At 67.4% G+C, this 21,661-nt stretch carries 22 protein-coding genes and 4 tRNA genes; 16 read left to right on the plus strand and 10 right to left on the minus strand.

Annotated features, from left to right (window positions below):
• Positions 1-319: 319 nt before the first annotated feature.
• The gene (locus tag CVV72_RS05985; protein ID WP_219151426.1) at positions 320-862 is read left to right on the plus strand and encodes a DUF4034 domain-containing protein; all 543 of its coding nucleotides are present in this window, start codon (positions 320-322) and stop codon (positions 860-862) included.
• An 81-nt stretch (positions 863-943) separates the two neighbouring features.
• Here the strand turns inward: CVV72_RS05985 and CVV72_RS05990 are convergent, their stop codons facing one another.
• The gene (locus CVV72_RS05990) at positions 944-1,561 is read right to left on the minus strand and encodes a hypothetical protein (protein ID WP_219151427.1); all 618 of its coding nucleotides are present in this window, start codon (positions 1,559-1,561) and stop codon (positions 944-946) included.
• Between the two features lie 233 nt (positions 1,562-1,794).
• On the opposite strand from CVV72_RS05990, the gene CVV72_RS05995 reads away from it, so the two are divergent.
• Entirely contained in the window at positions 1,795-2,664 is an 870-nt protein-coding gene (locus CVV72_RS05995; RefSeq protein ID WP_255632549.1) for a site-specific integrase, read from the plus strand.
• Positions 2,665-2,673: 9 nt separating this feature from the next.
• Here CVV72_RS05995 and CVV72_RS06000 read toward each other — a convergent pair.
• From CVV72_RS06000 to CVV72_RS06015, 4 genes are all read right to left on the minus strand, one after another.
• Positions 2,674-2,748: transfer RNA gene (locus CVV72_RS06000), tRNA-Val, on the minus strand.
• A 1-nt stretch (position 2,749) separates the two neighbouring features.
• Positions 2,750-2,820 (minus strand) — tRNA-Cys (locus tag CVV72_RS06005).
• A gap of 25 nt (positions 2,821-2,845) precedes the next feature.
• Positions 2,846-2,918, minus strand: a tRNA-Gly gene (locus CVV72_RS06010).
• 136 nt (positions 2,919-3,054) lie between these two features.
• Entirely contained in the window at positions 3,055-3,480 is a 426-nt protein-coding gene (locus CVV72_RS06015) for an SsgA family sporulation/cell division regulator (protein ID WP_033293569.1), read from the minus strand.
• 400 nt (positions 3,481-3,880) lie between these two features.
• Between CVV72_RS06015 and CVV72_RS06020 the strand changes: the two genes are divergently transcribed.
• The 5 genes from CVV72_RS06020 (at position 3,881) to CVV72_RS06040 (ending at position 9,836) form a co-directional block, all read left to right on the plus strand.
• A tRNA-Val gene (locus CVV72_RS06020) sits at positions 3,881-3,952 on the plus strand.
• Positions 3,953-4,844: 892 nt separating this feature from the next.
• A complete protein-coding gene (locus CVV72_RS06025) occupies positions 4,845-6,371 on the plus strand; it encodes a sugar transferase (RefSeq protein WP_219151428.1) in 1,527 nt (508 codons plus the stop codon).
• Between the two features lie 109 nt (positions 6,372-6,480).
• Positions 6,481-7,095: a malonic semialdehyde reductase gene (locus CVV72_RS06030; protein WP_219151429.1), complete on the plus strand. Its 615-nt coding sequence runs from the start codon at positions 6,481-6,483 to the stop codon at positions 7,093-7,095.
• A 180-nt stretch (positions 7,096-7,275) separates the two neighbouring features.
• Positions 7,276-9,303 (plus strand): threonine--tRNA ligase, encoded by a 2,028-nt coding sequence (thrS, locus tag CVV72_RS06035; protein WP_255632550.1) that lies wholly within the window; start codon positions 7,276-7,278, stop codon positions 9,301-9,303.
• Positions 9,300-9,836: an HIT domain-containing protein gene (locus tag CVV72_RS06040; protein ID WP_219151431.1), complete on the plus strand. Its 537-nt coding sequence runs from the start codon at positions 9,300-9,302 to the stop codon at positions 9,834-9,836. The genes thrS and CVV72_RS06040 overlap by 4 nt, the downstream gene beginning before the upstream one ends.
• Positions 9,837-9,914: 78 nt before the next feature.
• On the opposite strand, the gene CVV72_RS06045 is transcribed toward CVV72_RS06040, so the two are convergent.
• Positions 9,915-10,457, minus strand: a complete 543-nt coding sequence (locus CVV72_RS06045; RefSeq protein WP_034307837.1) for a YceI family protein — start codon at positions 10,455-10,457, stop codon at positions 9,915-9,917.
• A gap of 118 nt (positions 10,458-10,575) precedes the next feature.
• Between CVV72_RS06045 and CVV72_RS06050 the strand changes: the two genes are divergently transcribed.
• From CVV72_RS06050 to CVV72_RS06075, 6 genes are all read left to right on the plus strand, one after another.
• Positions 10,576-11,118, plus strand: coding sequence for a MarR family winged helix-turn-helix transcriptional regulator (locus CVV72_RS06050; protein WP_219151432.1), 543 nt, complete (start codon positions 10,576-10,578; stop codon positions 11,116-11,118).
• Between the two features lie 102 nt (positions 11,119-11,220).
• Positions 11,221-11,862, plus strand: a complete 642-nt coding sequence (gene pgsA, locus CVV72_RS06055; RefSeq protein WP_125683102.1) for a phosphatidylinositol phosphate synthase — start codon at positions 11,221-11,223, stop codon at positions 11,860-11,862.
• Positions 11,859-12,776 (plus strand): phosphatidylinositol mannoside acyltransferase, encoded by a 918-nt coding sequence (locus CVV72_RS06060; RefSeq protein ID WP_034307832.1) that lies wholly within the window; start codon positions 11,859-11,861, stop codon positions 12,774-12,776. Before pgsA ends, CVV72_RS06060 begins: the two co-directional genes overlap by 4 nt.
• A 22-nt stretch (positions 12,777-12,798) precedes the next feature.
• Positions 12,799-13,944 (plus strand): glycosyltransferase family 4 protein, encoded by a 1,146-nt coding sequence (locus CVV72_RS06065; RefSeq protein ID WP_219153844.1) that lies wholly within the window; start codon positions 12,799-12,801, stop codon positions 13,942-13,944.
• Positions 13,941-14,423, plus strand: coding sequence for an NUDIX hydrolase (locus CVV72_RS06070; RefSeq protein ID WP_219151433.1), 483 nt, complete (start codon positions 13,941-13,943; stop codon positions 14,421-14,423). The genes CVV72_RS06065 and CVV72_RS06070 overlap by 4 nt, the downstream gene beginning before the upstream one ends.
• A 12-nt stretch (positions 14,424-14,435) precedes the next feature.
• Positions 14,436-14,909 (plus strand): XdhC family protein, encoded by a 474-nt coding sequence (locus tag CVV72_RS06075; RefSeq protein WP_219151434.1) that lies wholly within the window; start codon positions 14,436-14,438, stop codon positions 14,907-14,909.
• On the opposite strand, the gene CVV72_RS06080 is transcribed toward CVV72_RS06075, so the two are convergent.
• Positions 14,906-17,014: an elongation factor G-like protein EF-G2 gene (locus CVV72_RS06080; protein WP_219151435.1), complete on the minus strand. Its 2,109-nt coding sequence runs from the start codon at positions 17,012-17,014 to the stop codon at positions 14,906-14,908. The two genes, CVV72_RS06075 and CVV72_RS06080, sit on opposite strands and share 4 nt — an antisense overlap.
• Before the next feature lie 429 nt (positions 17,015-17,443).
• Here CVV72_RS06080 and pdxS point away from each other — a divergent pair, with 429 nt between their 5' ends.
• Positions 17,444-18,292 (plus strand): pyridoxal 5'-phosphate synthase lyase subunit PdxS, encoded by an 849-nt coding sequence (gene pdxS, locus CVV72_RS06085; RefSeq protein ID WP_255632756.1) that lies wholly within the window; start codon positions 17,444-17,446, stop codon positions 18,290-18,292.
• Between the two features lie 305 nt (positions 18,293-18,597).
• Here pdxS and CVV72_RS06090 read toward each other — a convergent pair whose 3' ends face one another.
• Together CVV72_RS06090 and CVV72_RS06095 are read right to left on the minus strand one after the other, a co-directional pair.
• The gene (locus tag CVV72_RS06090) at positions 18,598-18,777 is read right to left on the minus strand and encodes a hypothetical protein (protein ID WP_219151437.1); all 180 of its coding nucleotides are present in this window, start codon (positions 18,775-18,777) and stop codon (positions 18,598-18,600) included.
• A 119-nt stretch (positions 18,778-18,896) separates the two neighbouring features.
• Positions 18,897-19,163, minus strand: coding sequence for a questin oxidase family protein (locus CVV72_RS06095; RefSeq protein ID WP_219151438.1), 267 nt, complete (start codon positions 19,161-19,163; stop codon positions 18,897-18,899).
• A gap of 637 nt (positions 19,164-19,800) precedes the next feature.
• Here CVV72_RS06095 and CVV72_RS06100 point away from each other — a divergent pair.
• A complete protein-coding gene (locus CVV72_RS06100) occupies positions 19,801-20,202 on the plus strand; it encodes a hypothetical protein (RefSeq protein WP_219151439.1) in 402 nt (133 codons plus the stop codon).
• Between the two features lie 228 nt (positions 20,203-20,430).
• Here the strand turns inward: CVV72_RS06100 and CVV72_RS06105 are convergent, their stop codons facing one another.
• Complete coding sequence (locus CVV72_RS06105) at positions 20,431-20,781, minus strand: PaaI family thioesterase (protein WP_255632551.1); 351 nt, start codon at positions 20,779-20,781, stop codon at positions 20,431-20,433.
• Positions 20,782-21,244: 463 nt separating this feature from the next.
• Here CVV72_RS06105 and CVV72_RS06110 point away from each other — a divergent pair, with 463 nt between their 5' ends.
• Positions 21,245-21,661, plus strand: a complete 417-nt coding sequence (locus CVV72_RS06110; RefSeq protein ID WP_219151440.1) for a hypothetical protein — start codon at positions 21,245-21,247, stop codon at positions 21,659-21,661.

Consider the following 21,661-nt stretch of genomic DNA (forward strand, 5'->3'; position numbering starts at 1 on the left):
CTCACGCTGTTGGGCGCGGCTCCCACTCCGAGGGTGACACAGCCCTGCGCCAGCGCACCGACCAGCACGCCACCGACGGGTACCTGCCTGCGGCAGAACCACGACGTCGACCTAGTGTCGGTGCCCGCCAACTGGGTCCGGATCAGTTTGTCCACAGCGACACCGACGACCGTGACGAGGTCCCGTCCAGAAGACGGAGGCGATCGTGGCGGCACAGCAGCACCAACGATTCCATATCCCTGCTCGCATCAGGTCGAGGGACTGTAAACGAGCGGTGTAACTCCCGCTCATGCCGATGAGCGGACGTTAAGGTCGACGGGTGGACGATGTCTCGGTGCGAACGGCGCTCTTGGTGGCGAAGGTGGCGGAGTCCCATGGTGTCCTGCAGCCGGGCGACTGGCCGGATGTGGCGGTCAGCCTGCTTCTTGAGGGCATTGAAGATCCTGAGATCGCTGAGCTGGCGGGCCTGAGTCGTCGGGTGAGCGGGTGGGACACTGAACCGCTGGTGGCCGCCGCGTGTGAGCGGTACGGGGTCTCAGTTCCCGGCCAGGATGAGTCAGCGGATCTTGTCGCCCGCTTGATGGCGGACGACCTTCGTGCTCGGCCGGCCGTGGTCACCGCGCCGATGATTCGCCTCATGGCCCGGTTCGGGTCGCCGGATTTCGACTCGGACTTGGCCAGCCGTTGCTTGGCCGTGGAGGAGTACCTGGATTGCGACTGTGCAGAGGTCGATCTCGAGTTCGAGGTGGAACTGCAATCGATGCCGACCCTGGGGTTACCCGCGCCCGTTGTGCAGGCAGTCGCGCGATCACTGCGTTCGACTCTTCCGACGGCTCAACCCCCTCACAGGCATCACGACTGATCGCGCGAGGTTCGAGCCCGGGAACGAGGCGTAGCCGGGCCGCAGCTGACGCACTGACATGCCGACGAGTGCGTAACTGAGCTACTGAAGAAATGTGATGTCCTTGAAGCCCATGTCGCGGATCTTCTCGGGCGAGAAGACGACCATGATCTCGTCGCCTCCGACGAACCACACTTTTCCCTCGGTGAAGTCGAGACGCACAGCCAGCGGCACGTCCACGGCGCGCGCGGGCTCGACGACGGTGCCGTCGGCTCGCCGGCTGCCGTTGCTCGCTCCGGCCGGATTCGAGGTGACGCGCAGCGAACGGCTCAAGCTCGGCACGGTGGAGCGGGTGGCGGCCGTCAAACGCCCGGCCCGGCCCAGCCAGCTGACCGTCACCAGATCGCGCCCGGACGAGCCGAGATCCGGCGGCAGGTCCGGGTCGACGCCGAGTTCGCGCAGCGCGGTGGCCGACTCGGGTTCGGCGTCGGCGGGGAGACACAGCCGCCTGCGGGTGACGTCGGTCAGTTCGGCAAAGGTGGCGTACTCGGCCTCCGGTTGGCGGCGCCACCGGACCGTGGTGGGTTCGATGTCGAGTTCGCTGAGCGTGGCGAGGAATTCCTCGGCGGTCGGTCCCGTGGGACGGTCGATGCCGTGGAAGCGTCGCCACAGCGGGTTCAGTTCGGTGAGCGGGTGCGCGGCGCCCACTTCGACGATCACTCGCCGCCGGGCGTGTCCGGTCAGGGCGTGCAGGAAGGGGCGCGAGTCGGCGACGTTGTAGACGACGTTGCACGCCAGGATGGCGTTCTCGGTTCAAACGTCCTGATGGGACGTGGGGGAGCCGAGCCGGGTTCGACTCAGAGAAGGCCGCCGAGGCGTGGGGTGTGGAGCAGGAGGCGCTGATCCGGCGCAACCTGTGGCTGGGCCCGCGGGAAGCGGAGATGTTGTTCGGCGTGTTCGCCGAGGAGTTCATGGACGCGGTCGGTCCGCGGCTGGAGCCGACGACATCGGCGAAGTACCGGTCCTTTCTGGACAACCATCTGCTCCCACAGTGGTCGTCCTGGCCGCTGGCCGGGATCTTCAACAGCTACGTCGAGATCGAGAAGTGGCTCTCGGAGTTGTACGAGGACTACGCCGACTCGTCGGTGGCGTCGATCTTCTCGCTGTTCTCGACAATCCTCGGTGCCGCGGTTAAGGCTCGGAAGATTCCTGCGAACCCGTGCGCCGGGATTCGTGTCACGTCGGGCGAGTTCGAGGTCGAGAACCTTGTCGCGACGCCGGTGCAGGCGCTGAGGGCGTCGATGCGTCTCTACGAGAGCGGGCTTGAGCTCGCAGGGTTCGTTCTCGGGTTTCGTGCTGTGCAGCCGTTGCGGCGGTCGAACTTCCGCAACCGCTACTGGCGCCCGGTGTGGGACGGCAGTGACGCTGAACACACGCGGTCGGCGGAAGTGGTGCAGCCGATCCTGCCGACGTTCACCTTCCACGAGGGCCGGCACAGTCACAGCACCTGGCTTGCCGAGGACGGCATCCCCGAGGTTGCCCGTCGGGCGCGGCTGGGGCAGAAGATGAAAGGCATCGCGAGGGTCTACGACCACGTGACTCCGCTGATGCGTCGTCAGATTCTGCAGGCGCTCGAGACCCGGTGGATCGGTTCGTTGGTCGCGCTCACGCCGAGTGAGCGGACGAAGCTGGGGAGTGGTTCCCGCACCTACACGCCACGTTCGGGGACATGCGGCTCGAGACGGCTCCGAAGGCCACCGGATGCCGTCTTGAGAACGACTGAGGCCCCGCCCCTCCAAGGAGGAGCAGGGCTTCTGACCTGAGAAAACAGATGGTGCGCGATACTGGGATTGAACCAGTGACCTCTTCCGTGTCAGGGAAGCGCTCTCCCGCTGAGCTAATCGCGCGAGGTGGAGACGGGATTCGAACCCGTGTACACGGCTTTGCAGGCCGTTGCCTCGCCTCTCGGCCACTCCACCGTGTCAGGCCCGAGAGGGCCTTCCGAGCGGATGACGGGATTCGAACCCGCGACCCTCACCTTGGCAAGGTGATGCGCTACCAGCTGCGCTACATCCGCACATCCTCGGTTCGGATGGGAGGTCAGAACCTCGTGGTTCTGTCTCTCACCCCGTCGCCGTGGTGTGTGTGAACACTATCCGATCCCGAAAACGGCCCTGCAACCGGGGTGCCACTTGCTGTTCGCAAGCCCGTCATCAGGCCAGATCGTGGGGGATCAGGTGGGTCAGGGCATCGTCGACGTCGACCCAGAGGTGCTCGTTGCCCGGGAGCACGACGTCGTACGTCCGGTCGAGGAAGTCGGCCAGCTCTTGAGCGGACGCCTCGAACATGGCGTGCCCGGACGGCGAGTTCAGTTCGATGAGGACGGACTCGGGGTCTTCGACGGAGGGGCGGATGCGTACGTCGCCGTCGCCCGCGTCGGCCAGGAGGCCGTCCGCGAGGAGGTCGCGTGCGTAGACCCACTCGACCCAGCCGGCGCGGCCGGTACGGAAGGCGGCCACGACCGCGTAGGGGTCGCGTGTGTCGTATCGCAGTTCCACCTTGACCGGAACCGCGGGGGTCCGCGGCGCCAGGAGGTCGAACACCGCCGTCGAGCGGAGCGTCACGTGATCGTTGCGCATCGTCCTACCCTTCGTCTCCTTCCCGGCCCGGTCGAACCGAGTGGCGATGATGTGACGTATCGGCCGGCCGATCGGAACGCGGTTTTGCCGCAGATCACCCGGACGGGGTCATCGGACCCCGGGTTCATCCTCCATCACCCCATCATCACCCGCGCGACGCGCAGCCCTACATGCGCCCTGCAGGCAGTCCACATGTACATACTGCGCGGTTTAGTCGTCACGCGATAGCACCGTCGCACGAATGTCGAAACGCGTCGCGGGCACCCCCCGGCGGGGACAGCCCCGGCTAGCTCGTGGTTGTTCGCTCCGTATTTGCTGGTGAGCGGAGTGTGGTCGGGCGGAACCACCCGTTTGCAGGCCCCCTAAAGTCGTGGGGTAGAGTCTGCCGGACACCGCGAGCGGGCGATTAGCTCAGCGGGAGAGCGCTTCGTTCACACCGAAGAGGTCACTGGTTCGATCCCAGTATCGCCCACCGGATGAAGGCCCTGGACCGATGGTCCGGGGCCTTGATTCATTCTCGGGCAGTGTCCGCCGTGCGCTGTCCGGTGGCATTCGATCCCCAGGTCGGACGCGGGTTATGTGGGGGCGGTACTTCTGCCGTGCCGGGCGGCGCCGGCGGCACGGCCGAATTTCCCGCCCTGGCCGCGGGTCGCGCGGATGGCACGGTTCGAAGATCCCCGAAGCCCATCGTTCCGGCCGGAGTGGACATTCGTCGGACATCCCGCGTCACGTCACGAAAATGTCGCACGACCCGGCGATCGAGACTTCTTTGTGATCCTCGGCACGAAACGTCCGCCGAAAGGTCCAGACCACGGAAAAGGTGATGCGGGCCATGGGGGAGAGCCTCGCCGTCCGGCCCCGGCGGCGGCGCTCGCCGTGATGCTGACGTGATGTGACGAAACGCCACTCCGGTGACCGATTGACAAGGTAGGTCGGCTTGCGGTCAGCGCGCCCGGGCGGCGAACGTTCTCCGAGTACGGGAAATCCACAGTAGACCGGCCGGTGATCGACTCGCGCGAACCGTCCACTGTGGAGTTTTCGGGGCTGTTCGGCCGATCGGGGAGGCGGTGCTCCGAGTGGCCGCGAGACAGGGGAATTCATGACTACTTTGAGTAGTTGTTCGGCGGATACGGTCTATTACGCATCGTCATCATGTTGTTATCAACACGGCATTCATTTGCCGGATGCCCGCCAAGGGTGTGGCTGGAAATCCTTGTAACGATGGCCGGAGAGTGGCCGATACCTTGGCGTGTGTCGCCCCATCGGCCGTTGAGAAAGCTTGCGAATCGATCACTCTTCGAAATCGCTCTCATTTACACAGCGTGTCGATCCGGCGTTCGGGAATCCCCACTCCGGGAGGTCTGATGGAAGAGTCGGTGCGGCCGTCGTCCACCGTCAACGGGACGCCGCAGCACATCGACCTCCAGTCGATCCCGCTCCCCCCGCAACGGGGTACGGGCAACGTCGCCGCGGTCGGCACGACTTCGGCGCGGCCGCCTTACGCGGCTTGGGAATCGCGCTACCGCGCCTGGGTCATCGGTAGTGACGTTTTCACCGCTTTCGTGCTCATCGTGATGAGCGCCTTCTTGATCGATCGATCCGATCCGCACGACATGCACGCGCTCGGTACCGCCGCGGCCTTCCTGTTCGGATTGTCGGTCTGCCGAGCCTGGAGCCCGCGTGTGCTGGGCGAGGGCGCGGAGGAGTACCGGACGCTGGGGCGTGGCCTGGTGACCACCGCCGTTCTGGTCGCGTTGGGCGGCCTGCTCTTCGGTGCGCTCGCCGTGCAGCCGTGGGTCTTCATCGTCGTCCCGATGATCTCCGTCTTCATGTTCCTGCAGCGGTACGCGCTGAGACAGGTGCTGCACCGGCGCAGGCGGCTCGGTGAATGCCTGCTGCCGGTGCTCGCGGCCGGAAGTCCCGACACGGTCGCCGACCTCATCGCGCGTACCAAGGCCGATCCGCATGTCGGGTGGCGCGTGGAAGCCGTCTGCACGTACTCCGGTGCCGGTGTGGACCGGGGGAGCGGTGAGGTGGAAGGCGTCCCGATCGTCGGGAAGTTCGACGATCTCGCGGGCCACGTCCGCCGCGGCGGCTACCGGGTGGTCGCCGTGACCGCCGATCAGCACTGGAATCCGAAACGCCTGCAGCGGCTCGCCTGGGACCTCGAAGGCACTTCGGCCGAGATGGTGGTCGCGCCGATGCTGATGGAGGTCGCCGGTCCCAGGCTGAACGTCTCCGGCGTGCTCGGCATGCCCCTGCTCCGGGTCACCGCGCCGATGTTCACCGGCGGCCGCCGTCTGGTGAAGGAGGCGCTCGACCGGTTCGGTTCCGCCCTGCTCCTCACCCTCGTTTCCCCCTTGCTGCTGGCGATCGCGGTCGCGATCAAGCTCGACGACCGCGGACCGGTGATCTACCGGCAGCGTCGCGTCGGCCGCGACGGGCACGCCTTCACGATGCTGAAGTTCCGCACGATGGTCACGAACGCCGACAAGCTCAAGCAGGACCTCCAGGCGGACAACGAAGGCGCGGGCCCGTTGTTCAAGATGCGCAAGGACCCGAGGGTCACCCGGGTCGGCGGCCTCCTTCGCCGATACTCCCTCGACGAATTGCCGCAGCTGCTCAACGTCGTGAGCGGGCGGATGTCGCTCGTCGGCCCCCGGCCGCCGCTGCCCGAGGAGACCGCGAAGTACGCCCCCGACGCGCGCCGCCGTCTCCTGGTCAAGCCGGGGCTGACCGGCCTCTGGCAGGTCAGCGGCCGCAGCGACCTCAGCTGGGCCGAGAGCATCCGCCTCGACCTGCGTTACGTCGAGGACTGGTCGCTCGCCCTCGACCTGGTGATCCTGTGGAAGACCTTCCGTGCCGTGGTGCAGGGGCGAGGCGCCTACTGACGCGCTCCTGTGACCGGACCCACACGCAGAGATAGTTGAGCGAGAAATAGTTCAGCGCTCAACTAGGTTGGGACCGGGTACAGGACGCGTACGGAAGGAAGATCCACCCATGACCACCAGCGTTGAGCCGACCGAAGCCTTGAACCTCCCGCAGGACGTTCAGGACCTGTTGTTCCGCGAGGCCCGCACCGCGAACAGCTTCAGCGACGAGCCGGTGACCGACGAGCAGATCCGCGCGATCTACGAGCTGGTCAAGTGGGCGCCGACGTCGATGAACAACCAGCCGCTGCGCGCGCTGGTGATCCGCACCGACGAGGGCAAGAAGCGTCTCGCCCCGCTGATGTCCGAGGGCAACCGCGCCAAGACCGAGGCCGCGCCCGTGACCGTCGTGCTGGCCGCCGACACCGAGTTCCACGAGAACCTGCCGCGCACGTTCCCGCACTTCCCGGGCGCCAAGGACCTGTTCGCCGACGAGGCGGGCCGCGTCGAGACCGCCAAGCTCAACGCGCTGCTGCAGGTCGGCTACTTCATCATCGGTGTCCGTGCCGCCGGGCTGGCCGCCGGCCCGATGACCGGCTTCGACGCCGAGGGCATCGACAAGGAGTTCTTCGCGGACAAGCCGTGGAAGTCCCTCGTCGTGATCAACGTCGGCAAGCCGGGCGACAACCCCTGGTTCGACCGCCTGCCGCGGCTGGACTTCGACGAGGTCGTCGAGACCGTCTGACCTCGTTCCGCGATACGCGAAGGCCTTCTTCCGATGGGAAGGAGGCCTTCGTGCTGTTAGGGGTAATGCGCGTGAGCCGTGCGACGGGTGACGACTAACATCACACGAAACATCCGCTTGCATCGCGAGGAGTCCATCGTGTCCCAGCCGTCGTCAGTAGCAGCCGCAACCGCCTCGCGCGTGGTGGTACCGGCGGGCACTACGGCGGGCACCGCGGTCCGCGAAGCCGGGCTGCCGACCAAGGGGCCGGACACGATCGTCGTCGTGCGCGACGCCGAGGGGAACCTCCGCGATCTCTCCTGGGCCCCGGAGGCCGAGGTCGAGGTCGAAGCCGTCGCGGCGAACACCGAGGACGGCCGCAGCGTCATCCGCCACTCGGCCGCCCACGTGCTCGCCCAGGCCGTGCAGCAGCAGTTCCCGCAGGCCAAGCTCGGCATCGGGCCGCCGGTCAAGGACGGCTTCTACTACGACTTCGCCGTCGACACCCCGTTCACCCCGGAAGACCTGCAGGCGCTCGAAAAGCGCATGAAGCAGATCGTGAAGGGCGCGCAGCAGTTCTCCCGCCGCGTCTTCGACTCGGTCGACGAGGCCAAGAAGGAACTGGCCGACGAGCCGTTCAAGCTGGAACTCGTGGACATCAAGTCCGAAGACTCCACAGTGGACACCTCCGAGGTGATGGAGGTCGGCGGCGGCGAGCTGACCATCTACGACAACCTCGACCCGCGCACCAAGGAGCGCGTGTGGAGCGACCTCTGCCGCGGCCCGCACGTGCCGACCACCAAGTTCATCCCGGCGTTCAAGCTCACCCGCGTCGCGGCCGCCTACTGGCGCGGTGACGACAAGAACCCGCAGCTGCAGCGGATCTACGGCACCGCGTGGGAATCCACCGAGGCGCAAGACGTCTACCTGGAGCGGCTCGCCGAGGCCGAGCGGCGCGATCACCGCAAGCTCGGGGTCGAGCTGGACCTGTTCTCCTTCCCCGACGAGATCGGCTCGGGCCTGCCGGTGTTCCACCCCAAGGGCGGGATCATCCGGCAGGAGATGGAGAACTACTCGCGCCAGCGGCACGTCGAGGCCGGGTACGACTTCGTCTACTCGCCGCACATCACCAAGGGCGCGCTCTTCGAGACCTCCGGTCACCTCGATTGGTACCGCGACGGCATGTACCCGGCGATGCACCTCGACGCCGAGCACAACGAGGACGGCACGGTCCGCAAGCCCGGCCAGGACTACTACCTCAAGCCGATGAACTGCCCGTTCCACGACCTGATCTTCCGCTCGCGCGGGCGTTCCTACCGGGAACTGCCGCTGCGGATGTTCGAGTTCGGCTCGGTGTACCGCTACGAGAAGTCCGGCGTTGTCCACGGGCTCACCCGGGTCCGGGGCATGACGCAGGACGACGCGCACATCTTCTGCACCCTCGAGCAGGTGCCCGGTGAGCTGAAGTCCCTTTTGGACTTCGTGCTGAACCTGTTGCGCGACTACGGTCTCGACGACTTCTACCTCGAACTGTCCACTCGGAACGACGAGAAGTACATCGGTTCCGAAGAGGTCTGGGCCGAGGCAACCGAGGTGCTGCGCACGGCCGCCGTGGACTCGGGGCTGGAACTGGTGCCGGATCCGGGTGGCGCCGCGTTCTACGGGCCGAAGATCTCCGTGCAGGCGAAGGACGCCCTGGGCCGCACCTGGCAGATGTCGACCATCCAGCTGGACTTCATGCTTCCCGAGAAGTTCGAACTGGAGTACACCGCGGCCGACGGCAGCCGACAGCGCCCGGTGATGATCCACCGCGCGCTGTTCGGCTCGATCGAGCGGTTCTTCGGCGTGCTGACCGAGCACTACGCCGGCGCGTTCCCGGCGTGGCTGTCGCCGGTCCAGGTGGTCGGCATCCCGATCACCGAGGACCAGGTCGATCACCTGCGCGGGGTCGAGAAGGCGCTGCGGGCCAAGGGGATCCGGGTCAACGTGGACGCGAGTGACGACCGGATGCAGAAGAAGATCCGCACCCACACCACGCAGAAGGTGCCCTTCATGCTCTTGGCGGGCGCGAAGGACGTCGAAGCGGGTGCAGTGTCGTTCCGGTTCCGCGACGGTGGCCAGATCAACGGTGTCCCGGTGGCCGACGCGGTCGAGGCGATCGCCGGCTGGGTCCAGCGCCGCGAGAACGCTTCGCCGACCGCGGCGGGCTTGGAGGCGGTACTCCGGTGACGGGCCCCGATGGCCCTGAAGTCGTCGGACAGGACGGGGTGGGGGTCCCGGACGCGTTACAGCGCCTGTGGACCCCGCATCGGCTCGCCTACGTGCAGGGGTCCAAGAAGCCCGACGAGGGCTGCCCGTTCTGTCATCTTCCGGAGAAGAACGACGAGGACGCGCTGATCATCGCGCGCGGGAAGACCGTGTACGTGGTGCTGAACCTGTACCCGTACAACCCCGGTCACCTGATGGCCGTGCCGTACCGCCATGTCGCGGACTACACGGATCTGACGGCGGAAGAGACCGTCGAGGTGGCGGAGTTCACCCAGCACGCGATGCGGGTGATCCGGGAGGTTTCGTCGGCGCACGGGTTCAACATCGGGATGAACCAGGGCGTGATCGCCGGCGCGGGGATCGCCGCGCATCTGCACCAGCACGTGGTGCCGAGGTGGGGTGGCGACGCGAACTTCATGCCGGTGATCGGGCATACGAAGGTGCTGCCGCAGTTGCTGGGGGAGACCCGGCAGCTGCTGGCGGACGCCTGGTAGGCCGCCTGGGCTGTGAAGTGCGTGAAGGCCCCCTTCCCTCGGTTCAGCCGAGGGAAGGGGGCCTTCACGCGCAGTGGCTCAGGCGTTGAGCGCGGCCTGCAGCTCGATGTCGATCTTGACCTTCTCGGACAGGAAGGCGTTGCCCTCCGGGCCGATGCCGAAGTCGCGGCGGTTCACGGTCGCGGTGGCCGAGACGCCGAGGGTGGTGGCGTTGTCGTTGGCCGGGTTGGTGCCGATGCCGTTGAACTCGGCCTCGAGCGAGACCGGGACGGTCTTGCCGCGCCAGGTGAGCTCGCCGTCGATGACGTAGTCGCCGCCGTCCTCGCGAATGCCGGTCGAGCGGAACGTGATGACCGGGTGCTCGTCGACGTGGAAGAAGTCCTCGGACTTGAGGTGCGTGTCGCGCCCGTCGACACCGCTGGCGACCGACGAGGCGTCGATCTCGACGGTGACCGACGAGTCGAGGATGTTGTCGGCCGTGACGACCTCACCGGTGAAGGCGGTGAAGTTGCCCCGGGACTTGGCCAGGCCGAGGTGCTTCACGGTGTAGGCGATGTCGGAGTGGGCGGTGTCGATCGTCCACTTGCCTGCGACGTAGCCCGGGATCTCGGTGGTGGTCATGAGAGTCGATCTCCAAAAAGTCTGAGTGTGGTCCTGGTGAACCCTCGTCTGGTTGAGCGCTCAACCATGACTGTAGCGCAATTTGGTTGAGCATTCAACCAGGGGTAGAATGGGCGGCATGTCCGAACCCCGATGGCTCTCCGACGAGGAGCAAAAGGTCTGGCGCGACTTCTCCGCGGCCACGCGAATGCTGCAAGCGCACCTGGAGGGCCAGCTTCAGCACGAGGCGGGCATGCCTCATACGTACTACGAAGTGCTCGTCGCCCTGTCCGAAGCGCCGGACAGGCGGCTGAGGATGAGCGAACTGGCCGACGCGCGCAAAGCGTCGCGCAGCAGGCTCTCCCACGCGGTCGCGCGGCTCGAGGCGAACGGCTGGGTGCGCCGTGAGTCCTGCCCCACCGACAAACGCGGCTCCTGGGCGGTGCTGACCCCTGAGGGTTTCGCGGCGCTGGAGGAGGCCGCGCCCGGGCACGTCGAGGCCGTCCGCGAGAGCCTCTTCGATCCGCTGACCCCCGAACAGGTGAAGGCGCTCGGCGAGATCAGCGCCGCCGTCCTGGGGCGGCTGTCGCCGAAATGCGCCGCCGCCGAGGCGGAACTGGCGATGCGGGAAGAGACCCTCGCGGACCTCGAGAGCTCGGCCGAACTGGCCAAAGCGGACTGACCGGAACCCGGTCCGGGGGCGGGCGCGTCACTGCTGTCGGTGCGGGTGGATAGGCTTCGGGCGGCCACCCGACCCTGCTGCTTAGGTGCACCTGAAGAACCGATGCTCAACATTTTCGCGCGCGCCTCCGTTTCCCGCGTCACCGACCCGATGGGGAAGGTGCTCGTGCGCGCCGGGCTGACCCCGAACGCGATGACCGTCATCGGCACGGCCGGGGCGGTGTTGTGCGCGCTCGGGTTCTTTCCCAACGACATGCTGCTGTGGGGCACCTTCACCGTCTGGGGCTTCGCGATGCTGGACCTGCTCGACGGCGCGATGGCCCGCGCCCGCGGGTACGGCACGGCGTTCGGGGCCGTCCTCGACGCGACCTGCGACAGACTGGTCGACGGCGCGTTGTTCGCCGCGATCGCGTGGTGGTGCTTCGTCCACGACGACAACCGCCCGGCCGCGGCCGCCGCGCTGATCTGCCTGGTGCTCGCGCAGGTCATCTCGTACGTCAAGGCCCGCGCCGAGGCTTCCGGGCTGGAGGCCGACGGCGGCCTCGTCGAACGCGCGGAACGCCTGATCATCGCCCTCGTGGGAACCGGACTGCACGGTCTGGGCGTTCCGTACACCGTGGACATCTCGCTCTGGCTCCTCGCGGTGCTTTCGGTGATCACCCTGCTGCAGCGGACAGCCGCGGTGGCCAAGGCGGCGAGGGCCGCCAAAGCGGCCGGGCCACCCGCCGCGGAGGGCGGAGCATGAGCGGGTTCTCCCAGCGGCTCAGCGACTTCGGCTACGCGGCGGGCTGGCGGCTCGCGCGCTGGCTGCCGGAGTCCGCCGGCGCGGTGACCTTCGGGCTGGGCGCCGACCTCGCCGTCCGCCGAGACGGAGGCGGCGTCCGCCAGTTGCGGCGCAATCTCGCCAGGGTGGTGCCGCAGGCCGACGGTGTCGAGCTCGACGAACTGACCCGCCGCGCGATGCGCTCCTACGCGCGCTACTGGCACGAGATGTTCCGGCTGCCCTCGATGGACCACAAGGAGGTCAGCCGCAAGGTCGCCCAGTCGATCACCGGCGTGGAGAACCTCGACGCCGCCCTCGCCGAGGGCAACGGCGCGGTGATGGCGCTGCCGCACAGCGGGAACTGGGACGCCGCCGGCGTCTGGCTCGCGGACTATCTCGGCGGTTTCACCACGGTCGCGGAGCGGCTGAAACCCGAATCGCTGTACCAGCGGTTCGTGTCCTACCGGGAATCGCTCGGTTTCGAGATCGTCCCGCTGACCGGCGACAGCTCCGCGATGCGCGTGCTGCTCAAGCGGCTGCGGGAGAACAAGGCGATCTGCCTGGTGGGGGACAGGGACCTGACGAATTCCGGCGTGCCGGTGAAATTCTTCGGCGAGCAGACCCGGATGCCGGGCGGGCCCGCCCGCCTGGCCGCCACCACCGGTGCCGCGCTGATCCCGGCGGGGTGCTGGTTCACCGAGGACGGCTGGCAGATCAGGCTGCATCCGCGGATCCGGGTGACGAACCGGTCCGAGGTGCCGGCGGCCACACAGGCGCTGGCGGACATCTTCGCCGGGGACATCGCCGCGCATCCGGCGGACTGGCACATGATGCAGAAGTTCTGGCTCTCCGACTTCGAAGCCGGGGAACAGGCCGCCCTCGGCGAAGCGAGCTGAGCCGATGGCTCAGGCGCGGATCATGAAGATCGGGATCGTCTGCCCGTACTCGTTCGACGTACCGGGCGGTGTGCAGGGACACGTCATCGATCTCGCGAAGGCGTTGCTGGCCCGCGGGCACCAGGTATCCGTCCTTGCTCCGGCGGACGAGGATTCCGACGTCCCGGATTTCGTCGTCCCCGCGGGGAAGGCCCTCGGTATCCCGTACAACGGCTCCGTCGCGCGGTTGCAGTTCGGCCCGGTGTCCTACGCGCGGGTCCGGCGGTGGATCCGCGACGGCGACTTCGACGTCCTGCACCTGCACGAGCCGGCCGCGCCGAGTCTTTCCCTCCTGGCGCTGAAGGTCGCGGACGGGCCGATCGTGGCGACCTTCCACACCGCGACGACGCGTTCGCGCACGCTGGCGGCGTTCCAGCCGGTGCTGCGGCCGCTGCTGGAGAAGATCACCGCGCGGATCGCGGTTTCGGCGCTGGCCCGCCGCGTCCAGGTCGAACACGCCGGCGGCGACGCGGTCGAGGTGCCCAATGGCGTCGACGTCGACTTCTTCTCCCGCGCGCTCCCGCTGGACGGCTACCCGCGCGCGGGCGGCACGGTCGGCTTCGTCGGGCGGTACACCGAGCCCCGCAAGGGGATGGGAGTGCTGCTCGAGGCGTTGCGAATGCTGTTGCCGGAGTTCGAGGAGCTGCGGCTGCTGGTCGTCGGCCGTGGTGACGCCGATCAGCTCCGCCGCGAGGCCGGGCCGGAGCTGGCGCCGCATATCGACCTGCTCGGCCAGGTCGACGACGAGACGAAGGCGCGGGCGCTGCGGAGCGTCGACGTCTACTGCGCGCCGAACACGGGTGGCGAGAGCTTCGGGATGATCCTCACCGAGGCGATGGCGGCGGGTACGCCGGTGCTGGCGAGCGGGCTGGATTCGTTCCGGCGGGTCCTCGACGACGGCAAGGCCGGGATGCTGACCGAAACCGGCGACGCCGCGGCGCTGGCCGACGGACTCCGCGAACTGCTCGGGGACCCGGCCCGGCGGGTGTCGCTGGCGGCGGCCGCCGGGGAGCGCGTCGCGATGTTCGACTGGTCCGTGGTCACCACGCAGGTGCTACGGGTGTACGAGACCGCGATCGCCGCCGATCCCCGGCGCGTCGGCGCGGGTGAACGCGAGTTCAGCCGATGACGAGCTGGGTGTGGATCGGCGGTCTCGTGGCCGCGATCGTGGTACTGGGCGGGCTTTTCCTGCTCGCGACGGCGAACAGGCTGGACCGGCTGCACGTCCGCACGGACGCGGGCTGGGCGGCGCTCGACGCGGCCCTCGCGCGGCGCGCCGTCGTCGCCAGGGCGGCCGCCGCGATCCTGGGCGACGAGGAGCTGCGCGCACTGGCCGAGCGTGCCGAGCGGGCGCCGAGGCCGGATCGCGAAGCCGAGGAAAGCGAACTGACGCTGCGGCTGGCGCGCGTCGACCGGGCGGCCCTGCCGGCGCCGCTGGCCGAAGAGCTGACCGACGCCGAACACCGCGTCGTCATCGCGCGGCGCGTGCACAACGACGCCGTCCGGGACACCCTGCATCTGAGGCGGCGGCGGAAGGTGCGGTACTTCGGCCTCGCGGGGACCGCCCGGCTTCCGGAATACTTCGAGATCGCCGAACCCGATCTGTAGGAGGACGATTCCATGAGCGAGCGGCTGCTGGTGGCGGTGTTCGCGACGCCCGTCGCTTCGTTCCTTCTGCGCTACGGCAAGGACCTCGGCTACAAGGCGGTGTTGTTCGAGCCGGACGGTGCGCGGGTGACCGACGTCGAGGACGGCTTGGAGGCCCTCACGACGGTGCCGGACCTCGGGCCGGACGCCGACGTCGTCGTCACCGATCACGACCGGCCCGAACTCGGCGACGTCCTCAAGGCCGTGCTGGACCGCCCGGCCAGGTGGGTCGGGGTACTCGGCAATCCGCGCCACGCCGGCCCGCATGTGGCCGCGCTCAAGGCCTTGGACGTTCCCGACACCGAGATCGCCCGGGTCCATCGCCCGGTCGGGTTGAACATCGGCTCACGCACGCCGCCCGAGATCGCCGTCGCCGCCCTGGCCGGTCTGCTGGCCGACCGGAACGGGCGACCGGGCGGCTTCGACTTTCCGCCACCCGGCGTTTAGTTCGCCACCGCTCCTTCCGGCATCGGCTCGAACCGGGCGTGCCTGCGGGTGAACGTCGCCGTGCCCGAGGTCAGCGACCGCAGGTCGATGGCGTAGCGCAGGAGCTCGGCAGCGGGGACCTCGGCTCTGATGACCGTGCGGCCGCCTTCACCCGATTCGGTACCGAGTACGCGGCCACGCCGGGACGAGAGATCACCCAGCACGGTGCCCAGATGCTCGTCCGGAAGCCGCACCGCCACCTCTTCGAGCGGTTCGAGCAGGGCGATCTTGCCCGCCGCGGCGGCCTCCTTCAGCGCCAGCGCGCCCGCCGTCTGGAAGGCGGCGTCCGACGAGTCGACGCTGTGCGCCTTGCCGTCGACGAGGGTCACGCGGATGTCGATCAGCGGATGACCGTCGACGATCCCTCGCTGAGCCTGGGCCCGGACCCCTTTTTCGACGCTCGGGATGAACTGGTGCGGCACCGAGCCGCCGACGACCTTGTCCACGAACTCGAAACCCGACCCCCTCGGCAGCGGCTGGACCTCGATGTCGCAGACGGCGAACTGGCCGTGCCCGCCGGACTGCTTGACATGCCGTCCGTGCCCGCGGCCCGGACCGGCGAAGGTCGACCGCAGGCTGATGCGGACGGGCTCGGTGTCCACGTCGGCGCCTCCCGCGCGCAACCGCGACAGCACGACGTCGGCGTGGGCCTCGCCCATGCACCACAGCACGAGCTGGTTGGTCTCGGCGTTGCGATCCAGCCGGAGCGTCGGATCGCCCGCCACGAGCCGGGAAAGGTTGCGCGCCAGAGTGTCCTCGTCGCTGCGCGTCTTCGCGACGACGGCGACCGGCAGCAGCGGTTCCGGCATCGCCCACGGCTTCATGATCAGCGGGTCGTCCGGTGAGGAAACGGTGTCGCCCGTTTCCGCCGAGCCGACCTTGGTGAGCGCGCAGAGGTCGCCCGCGACGCAGTACGGGACTTCCCGCAGATTCGCCCCGAGCGGTGAGTACAGATGCGCGACCCGTTCGTCGGCGTCGTGATCCTCGTGCCCCCGTTCGGCGAGCCCGTGCCCTGAGACGTGCACCGGGCGTTCGGGGCGAAGCGTCCCGGAGAACACTCGCACCAGGGACACCCGGCCGACGTAGGAGTCGACAGCGGTCCGGACGACTTCGGCCGCCAGCGGGCCGTCGGGATCGGCCCGGAGCCTTGCGTGCGGTTCACCGGTGGGGGAGGTGACCTCCGGAGGGACGTGCTCCAGCGGTGAGGGGAAGGCGCGCACCATCCCGTCGAGGACTTCGGCGAGCCCCACCCCGGTCGTCGCGCATACGGGGATCACCGGATGGAAGGAGCCGCGGGCGACGGCGGTTTCGAGGTCGGCGATCAGTGTGTCCTCGGCGATCTCCTCGCCGGCGAGGTAGCGCTCCATCAGGGACTCGTCCTCGCTCTCGGCGATGACCCCTTCGATCAGTTCGTTGCGGGCCTCGGTCATCCGGGCGAGATCGGCCTGGTCCGGCTCGCCGACCTGGGGTGGGAAACCGTTCGAATAGTCGAAGTAGCGGCGCGTGATGAGCCCGACGAGCCCGTCACGTGCGGGCAGGTACAGCGGGAGGACTCCGGCGCCGAAGGCCTCCTGGCAGGCCGCGATCTCGCCTTCGGGGTCGGCGCGGTGATGGTCGAGCCTGGAGACGACCACCGCCCTCGGCATGCCGACGGCGGCGCATTCTTCCCAGACCGCGATCGTCGCCGCGTCGACGCCTTCCGCCGCGCAGACCACGAACAGCGCGGCGTCGGCGGCGCGAAGACCGGCGCGCAGTTCGCCGACGAAATCGGCGTATCCGGGGGTGTCGATGAGGTTGATCTTGTGGCCCTGATGCAGCACCGGTGCGACCGAGAGGCCGACCGACCGCTGCTGCCGGACCGCCGCGGGGTCGTGGTCGCACACCGTGGTGCCCTCGACGACCGAGCCCGCCCGGGTCACCGTGCCGGACGCGGCGAGCAGCGCTTCGGCGAGAGTCGTCTTCCCCGATCCCGACGGGCCGACCAGGACGACGTTGCGGACCTTCGCCGGGTCGTCCACAGCGACGGCGGCCCCGGAGTCTCCGTTCTTGCTCTGTTTGTCGGCCATGCCGGTCTCCTCACCACACGATGCCGCGTACAGGTGTGTCCTCGATCACACACCCGCGACGGGCGTCGCGGCAAGGCGACCGGCGAGGGAACCCCCGAATGTCGACGCGCCGTTATGCCCGATGGCGGACACCCGGAGGCGGATCCGACGGTGGGGATGAGCGGTGGGCTCGGCAGGCTTCCGCATTTCGTCATCTGGATGCGGTCCTTGCACGCGCAACTACCGCGTCCAGAGGGCCAAATGCGGGCCAGATCACCTAGTGGACTGCTGAAATCGCCCCGAACTGGCCTGCTTCAGAGGTCCAAAAGCGGCCTACGCTCGGAGGCGTCACCTCACCTCGTGCGCTTTCCGAAAGGTCCAGCAGTGTCTGACGACTCCACGAACACGGCCACCACCTCGCTCACCGGCACCGCCCGGGTCAAGCGCGGGATGGCGGAGATGCTCAAGGGCGGTGTGATCATGGACGTGGTCACCGCCGAACAGGCGAAAATCGCCGAAGACGCCGGCGCCGTCGCCGTGATGGCGCTCGAGCGGGTTCCCGCGGACATCCGCGCGCAGGGCGGCGTCGCCCGGATGAGCGATCCGGACCTGATCGATGGCATCATCGAGGCCGTTTCGATCCCCGTCATGGCGAAGGCCCGCATCGGCCACTTCGTCGAGGCGCAGCTGCTGCAGTCGCTCGGCGTCGACTACATCGACGAGTCCGAGGTGCTGACCCCGGCCGACTACGAGAACCATATCGACAAGTGGGCCTTCACCGTGCCCTTCGTCTGTGGTGCGACCAACCTCGGCGAGGCGCTGCGGCGTATCAACGAGGGCGCGGCGATGATCCGGTCCAAGGGTGAGGCCGGTACCGGCGACGTCTCGAACGCGACCACGCACATGCGCAGGATCCGTGCGGAGCTGCGCCGGCTTTCCTCGCTGCCCGAGGACGAGCTTTACGTTGCGGCGAAGGAACTTCAGGCCCCGTACGACCTCGTCAAGGAGGTCGCGGAGAAGGGCAAGCTCCCCGTCGTGCTGTTCACCGCCGGCGGTATCGCGACCCCGGCCGACGCCGCGATGATGATGCAGCTCGGTGCCGAAGGCGTCTTCGTCGGCTCCGGCATCTTCAAGTCCGGCAACCCGGCGCAGCGCGCCGAGGCGATCGTCAAGGCCACCACGTTCTACGACGACCCGGACGTCATCGCGAAGGTTTCGCGCGGTCTCGGTGAGGCCATGGTCGGGATCAACGTCGACGACGTGCCCGAGCCGCACCGCCTGTCCGAGCGCGGCTGGTAAAGCTGGGCGGTCGCCTCGCTATTCTTGAGGACCAGCGCCGATAGTGAGTGGTGGCGCGCTTCGCCCGGGTGGAAGCGGGCTGGTTCACGGAGTGTCGATTTCGGGCTACGCACCTCTTGTCGGATCCCGGCGCAGCCAAGCCTGCGCCGGGATCCTTTGTGTTCAGCCGGGTGGCTGCCGTGCACGTCGCGCTGAGAGCCCTGCTCATCCAGTTTGCCGCGACGGCCACCCGGCCACTTCGATCAGCGAGCGGACCCCCGCGAAGGCGTCCGATCAGGGCTGGAAAGCCTCGCTGATCAGGGTGCTCACCAGCGCCTTCTGGCGCGTGCCCAAGCCAAGAATTCATCTTTCGATTCGAAAGTTTTATTCCTGTCGACCGTGAAACCGTCGCGGTCGTCAACGGTCGCGCCGGTCATCCTTCCGTTGGTCACCTGACCCACTGCCTTGTAGTGGTTTATGGGATCGATCCAGCCCTCTGTTGCCATGGGAAGTCCTTTCCTGTTCCTTGTGTCCGGACAGTTTCGTGACCAGGGGTCACGTTTCGTCGATGTCGTATGAGTGGTTGTGATGACACGAAACGCCGGAGTGGCCGCCGGGCGGTCGCTCACCGCGTCTTCCGTCGAATCATTATGGTGCCGTCACCGGTGGTGATCGCTTGCCATGGCGTCTTCGGGCGGCCACGGGCGAGCCAGGTGCCCAGAAAGGCGGGCCACAAGAGCATCGAGGCCATTTGGTTCAGGAACCAAGGCATGCTCCGCACGATCGTCAGTATCGACATTCGTCCCCCCTGGCTGATTCCGGCGCGGAAGCGGCCGACACCGGCTGAGGTGATCATTCCGACGAGGTAAATAGCGGTCAACACGAGTCCCATTCCGGTCACTGCCTTTCGTGAAACGCGTCCGTGTGTGGGAGGTCAGTCGAAAGACGCTGGCTGGCGTTACCGGGTGCTACTCCCATCTGGTCTAGTTCACTCGATCGGCGCATGTCGGCGGTAAGCCGGATCTTCGATAGGCGAGTCGTGAACTTATGACGACTTGGTCGTCCAAAGCCCTCCTCCCGCTGGAAAGCGTGATGTCGATTCGCGGGCAGATCGAAGATTTCCCTGCGGCGAGTCGAGCGAGTCAAGGCATATCCGGTCGCTCCTGTAACAGTTGTCTGTGTGCCGACGACCTAGTCCGCTGTACGGTCCGCGAAGCCCTCGAACGGGGATTCAGAGCAAGCGACCGGTCGCTCCTCGGCCGGCTGGCGATCGCAGGGTGCTCCTGTGATCTTTCCACGGTCGACAACTGCAACGACACGGAGGTTTCCCATGGGATGCGCATGCGTCAAAGCCGGCAAGCCGAAATGCGCGTGGTGCAAGGAGGCTGAGGCGCACAAGATTCCGGTGGCGCGCCACAATTGCCAATGGGGTCGTTGCTCCTGAGTTCGCTGTCAGGTAGCGACAGTTCGCCAACGGCAAGCACAGACGAGGCAAGTCACGCCCGCCCGAGACGACCTTAGGACGATGGATGGTCAGCGAGTTTCCCGCAGGACTCAGTCGCGATGAAGTTCAGTACCTCATGCAAATCAACGATGACGTCGTGCATCTGGAGCGTGTCGACGGCCCGGCCGCGATGTGGAAAGTCTCTGTGTCGGTCGAGGGTGCCGATCCTGTCCATATGCTCGCCGACAACGGCATCAACGAAATCTACTTTCAGGTGTTCGTGCAGATCGATGTCGACCATATCGTCGAGGCGTTACGGGTTCTTCAGCCTTATGCGACGGTCGGGCTCACGCTCATGAACGATTCCCTGTTCATTCGAAGTGCGTTCTACCTGGAATTCTCGAACATGCACGCGCTCTCGAACACGTTGCGCGCCGTGGCGTTGGCTTACCGGGCATACCAGCGAGCGACCGTCCACGTCGGCTGACCGGCTGTCTTGAGGCGGTTGGCGTGGCGTCGCCGCCGGCGGCCGCGCCAGTTGAAAGACCGCCCGATCCGCGATGTTCGCCATGCGGTCGCCAGTTTCGGACCACGGCATCAACGTCGACGACGTGCCCGAGCCGCACCGCCTGTCCGAGCGCGGCTGGTAAAGGCCTCGGCTCCTGTACGGGACGGCCCGGTGCTCTTCCACGAGCACCGGGCCGTCCCGCGTTTATCAGGAGGTGGGGCCGTTCCTGGTCAGCACGCTTCCTTGTGCCGCGGCACTGAGCGTCGTGGTCCCGTCCTGGCTTATCACGGAGAGGTCGCAGCGGCACGTGGCCTGCCGCCGGCCGCTGTGCAGGACCCGCGCTTCCGCCACGAGCCGGATTCCTCGTGCCTGGCGCAGATAGTTGATGCTGAAGCCACCGGTGAGGACATCCGCGCCAAGTGTGGTCCCGGCCGCGAAGGTGATGGCGTTGTCCGCGGCGTAGGCGAGGACGCCGCCGTGGAGATATCCGTTCTGCTGCAACAGCTCTTCACGGATGTCGAGTTCCAGCGTACGGTGAGCCGTACCCCGTTGACGCACGCCGATCCGCCATCGCGGACCCGGCCCGCACTCTTCGGCGCCCGTACACGCAGCACGTCGCCCTTGATCTGTTCGACGGCACCCAGCTCGCCGATTCGCCCGGTGAACATGAATCATCACCCCATTTGACGCCGTACCCCAGGAAGTCCGGCGACGGCCGGACGTAGGGGACGCGGGGTGTCACCGCCTGGTCCCGGAATCACACCGGGTCGTTCCACCCCCTCGGCGGAACCGGCCGACTGTACGGCCGCACCGTGGAATCGCACCACGAGTCGATCATAGCCGGAGTCGGGGCCGGTTTTCGCAGCCGACGAGAGCGAATTCCTCAGTGCCGGGGCCACTTGGCCGGAACTTGCCGACCAGCGCGTCCTCGTGCGTCCTGTCCTGCTTCTTCGGACCGGCCGCCACCCGGGGATCCGGCGATTCCGGGCCATGGAGACGTGCGTGCTTATAAGGTCCGGGCATGAGCCAGACGATTCCGTTCACCGACCTCAACTTCAAGCTCGCGGTCGTCCAAGAGCTGATGTACGACCAGGAACTCCTGCCGAAGTTCGAACTGGGGCAGTACGCCGCCGAGAAGGGCTTCACCTACGACGGCGGCAGCGTCGAAGCCGTCCCTGAGGCCTTGGCCTACTTCGATGCACTCGAGGTACCCGCCGAGTTCGCGGAGAAGATCACCGAGATCGAGATGGACGGCGGCAACGAGATCTACCTCCAGATCGCGCCGAACTGGGACGGCGAGGACTCCCTGTTCGACGTCGACGAGTTCGCCGACGTCGCGCACTTTCCGCATCTGAAGTCGATGACCTTGCTCTACACGGGCAACGACGAGGCGCTGGAGTCGCTGCGTGCCCGCGGCATCGAGGCGGACTGGCTCTGA

It is taken from the genome of Amycolatopsis sp. TNS106 (assembly GCF_019330265.1).
GTDB classification, from domain to species: domain Bacteria; phylum Actinomycetota; class Actinomycetes; order Mycobacteriales; family Pseudonocardiaceae; genus Amycolatopsis; species Amycolatopsis lurida.

Excerpts from the sequence above, each read along its gene's own strand:
- pgsA (WP_125683102.1), top strand. The coding sequence starts at position 11,221 with ATGCTCAACATTTTCGCGCGCGCCTCCGTTTCCCGCGTCACCGACCCG.
- CVV72_RS06070 (WP_219151433.1), top strand. The coding sequence starts at position 13,941 with ATGACGAGCTGGGTGTGGATCGGCGGTCTCGTGGCCGCGATCGTGGTA.
- pdxS (WP_255632756.1), top strand. The coding sequence starts at position 17,444 with ATGGCGGAGATGCTCAAGGGCGGTGTGATCATGGACGTGGTCACCGCC.
- CVV72_RS06075 (WP_219151434.1), top strand. The coding sequence starts at position 14,436 with ATGAGCGAGCGGCTGCTGGTGGCGGTGTTCGCGACGCCCGTCGCTTCG.
- CVV72_RS06090 (WP_219151437.1), bottom strand. The coding sequence starts at position 18,777 with ATGGCAACAGAGGGCTGGATCGATCCCATAAACCACTACAAGGCAGTG.
- CVV72_RS06015 (WP_033293569.1), bottom strand. The coding sequence starts at position 3,480 with ATGCGCAACGATCACGTGACGCTCCGCTCGACGGCGGTGTTCGACCTC.
- CVV72_RS06110 (WP_219151440.1), top strand. The coding sequence starts at position 21,245 with ATGAGCCAGACGATTCCGTTCACCGACCTCAACTTCAAGCTCGCGGTC.
- CVV72_RS06060 (WP_034307832.1), top strand. The coding sequence starts at position 11,859 with ATGAGCGGGTTCTCCCAGCGGCTCAGCGACTTCGGCTACGCGGCGGGC.
- CVV72_RS06065 (WP_219153844.1), top strand. The coding sequence starts at position 12,799 with ATGAAGATCGGGATCGTCTGCCCGTACTCGTTCGACGTACCGGGCGGT.
- CVV72_RS06100 (WP_219151439.1), top strand. The coding sequence starts at position 19,801 with ATGGTCAGCGAGTTTCCCGCAGGACTCAGTCGCGATGAAGTTCAGTAC.
- CVV72_RS06050 (WP_219151432.1), top strand. The coding sequence starts at position 10,576 with ATGTCCGAACCCCGATGGCTCTCCGACGAGGAGCAAAAGGTCTGGCGC.
- CVV72_RS06030 (WP_219151429.1), top strand. The coding sequence starts at position 6,481 with ATGACCACCAGCGTTGAGCCGACCGAAGCCTTGAACCTCCCGCAGGAC.
- CVV72_RS06095 (WP_219151438.1), bottom strand. The coding sequence starts at position 19,163 with ATGGGACTCGTGTTGACCGCTATTTACCTCGTCGGAATGATCACCTCA.
- CVV72_RS06080 (WP_219151435.1), bottom strand. The coding sequence starts at position 17,014 with ATGGCCGACAAACAGAGCAAGAACGGAGACTCCGGGGCCGCCGTCGCT.
- CVV72_RS06045 (WP_034307837.1), bottom strand. The coding sequence starts at position 10,457 with ATGACCACCACCGAGATCCCGGGCTACGTCGCAGGCAAGTGGACGATC.
- CVV72_RS06025 (WP_219151428.1), top strand. The coding sequence starts at position 4,845 with ATGGAAGAGTCGGTGCGGCCGTCGTCCACCGTCAACGGGACGCCGCAG.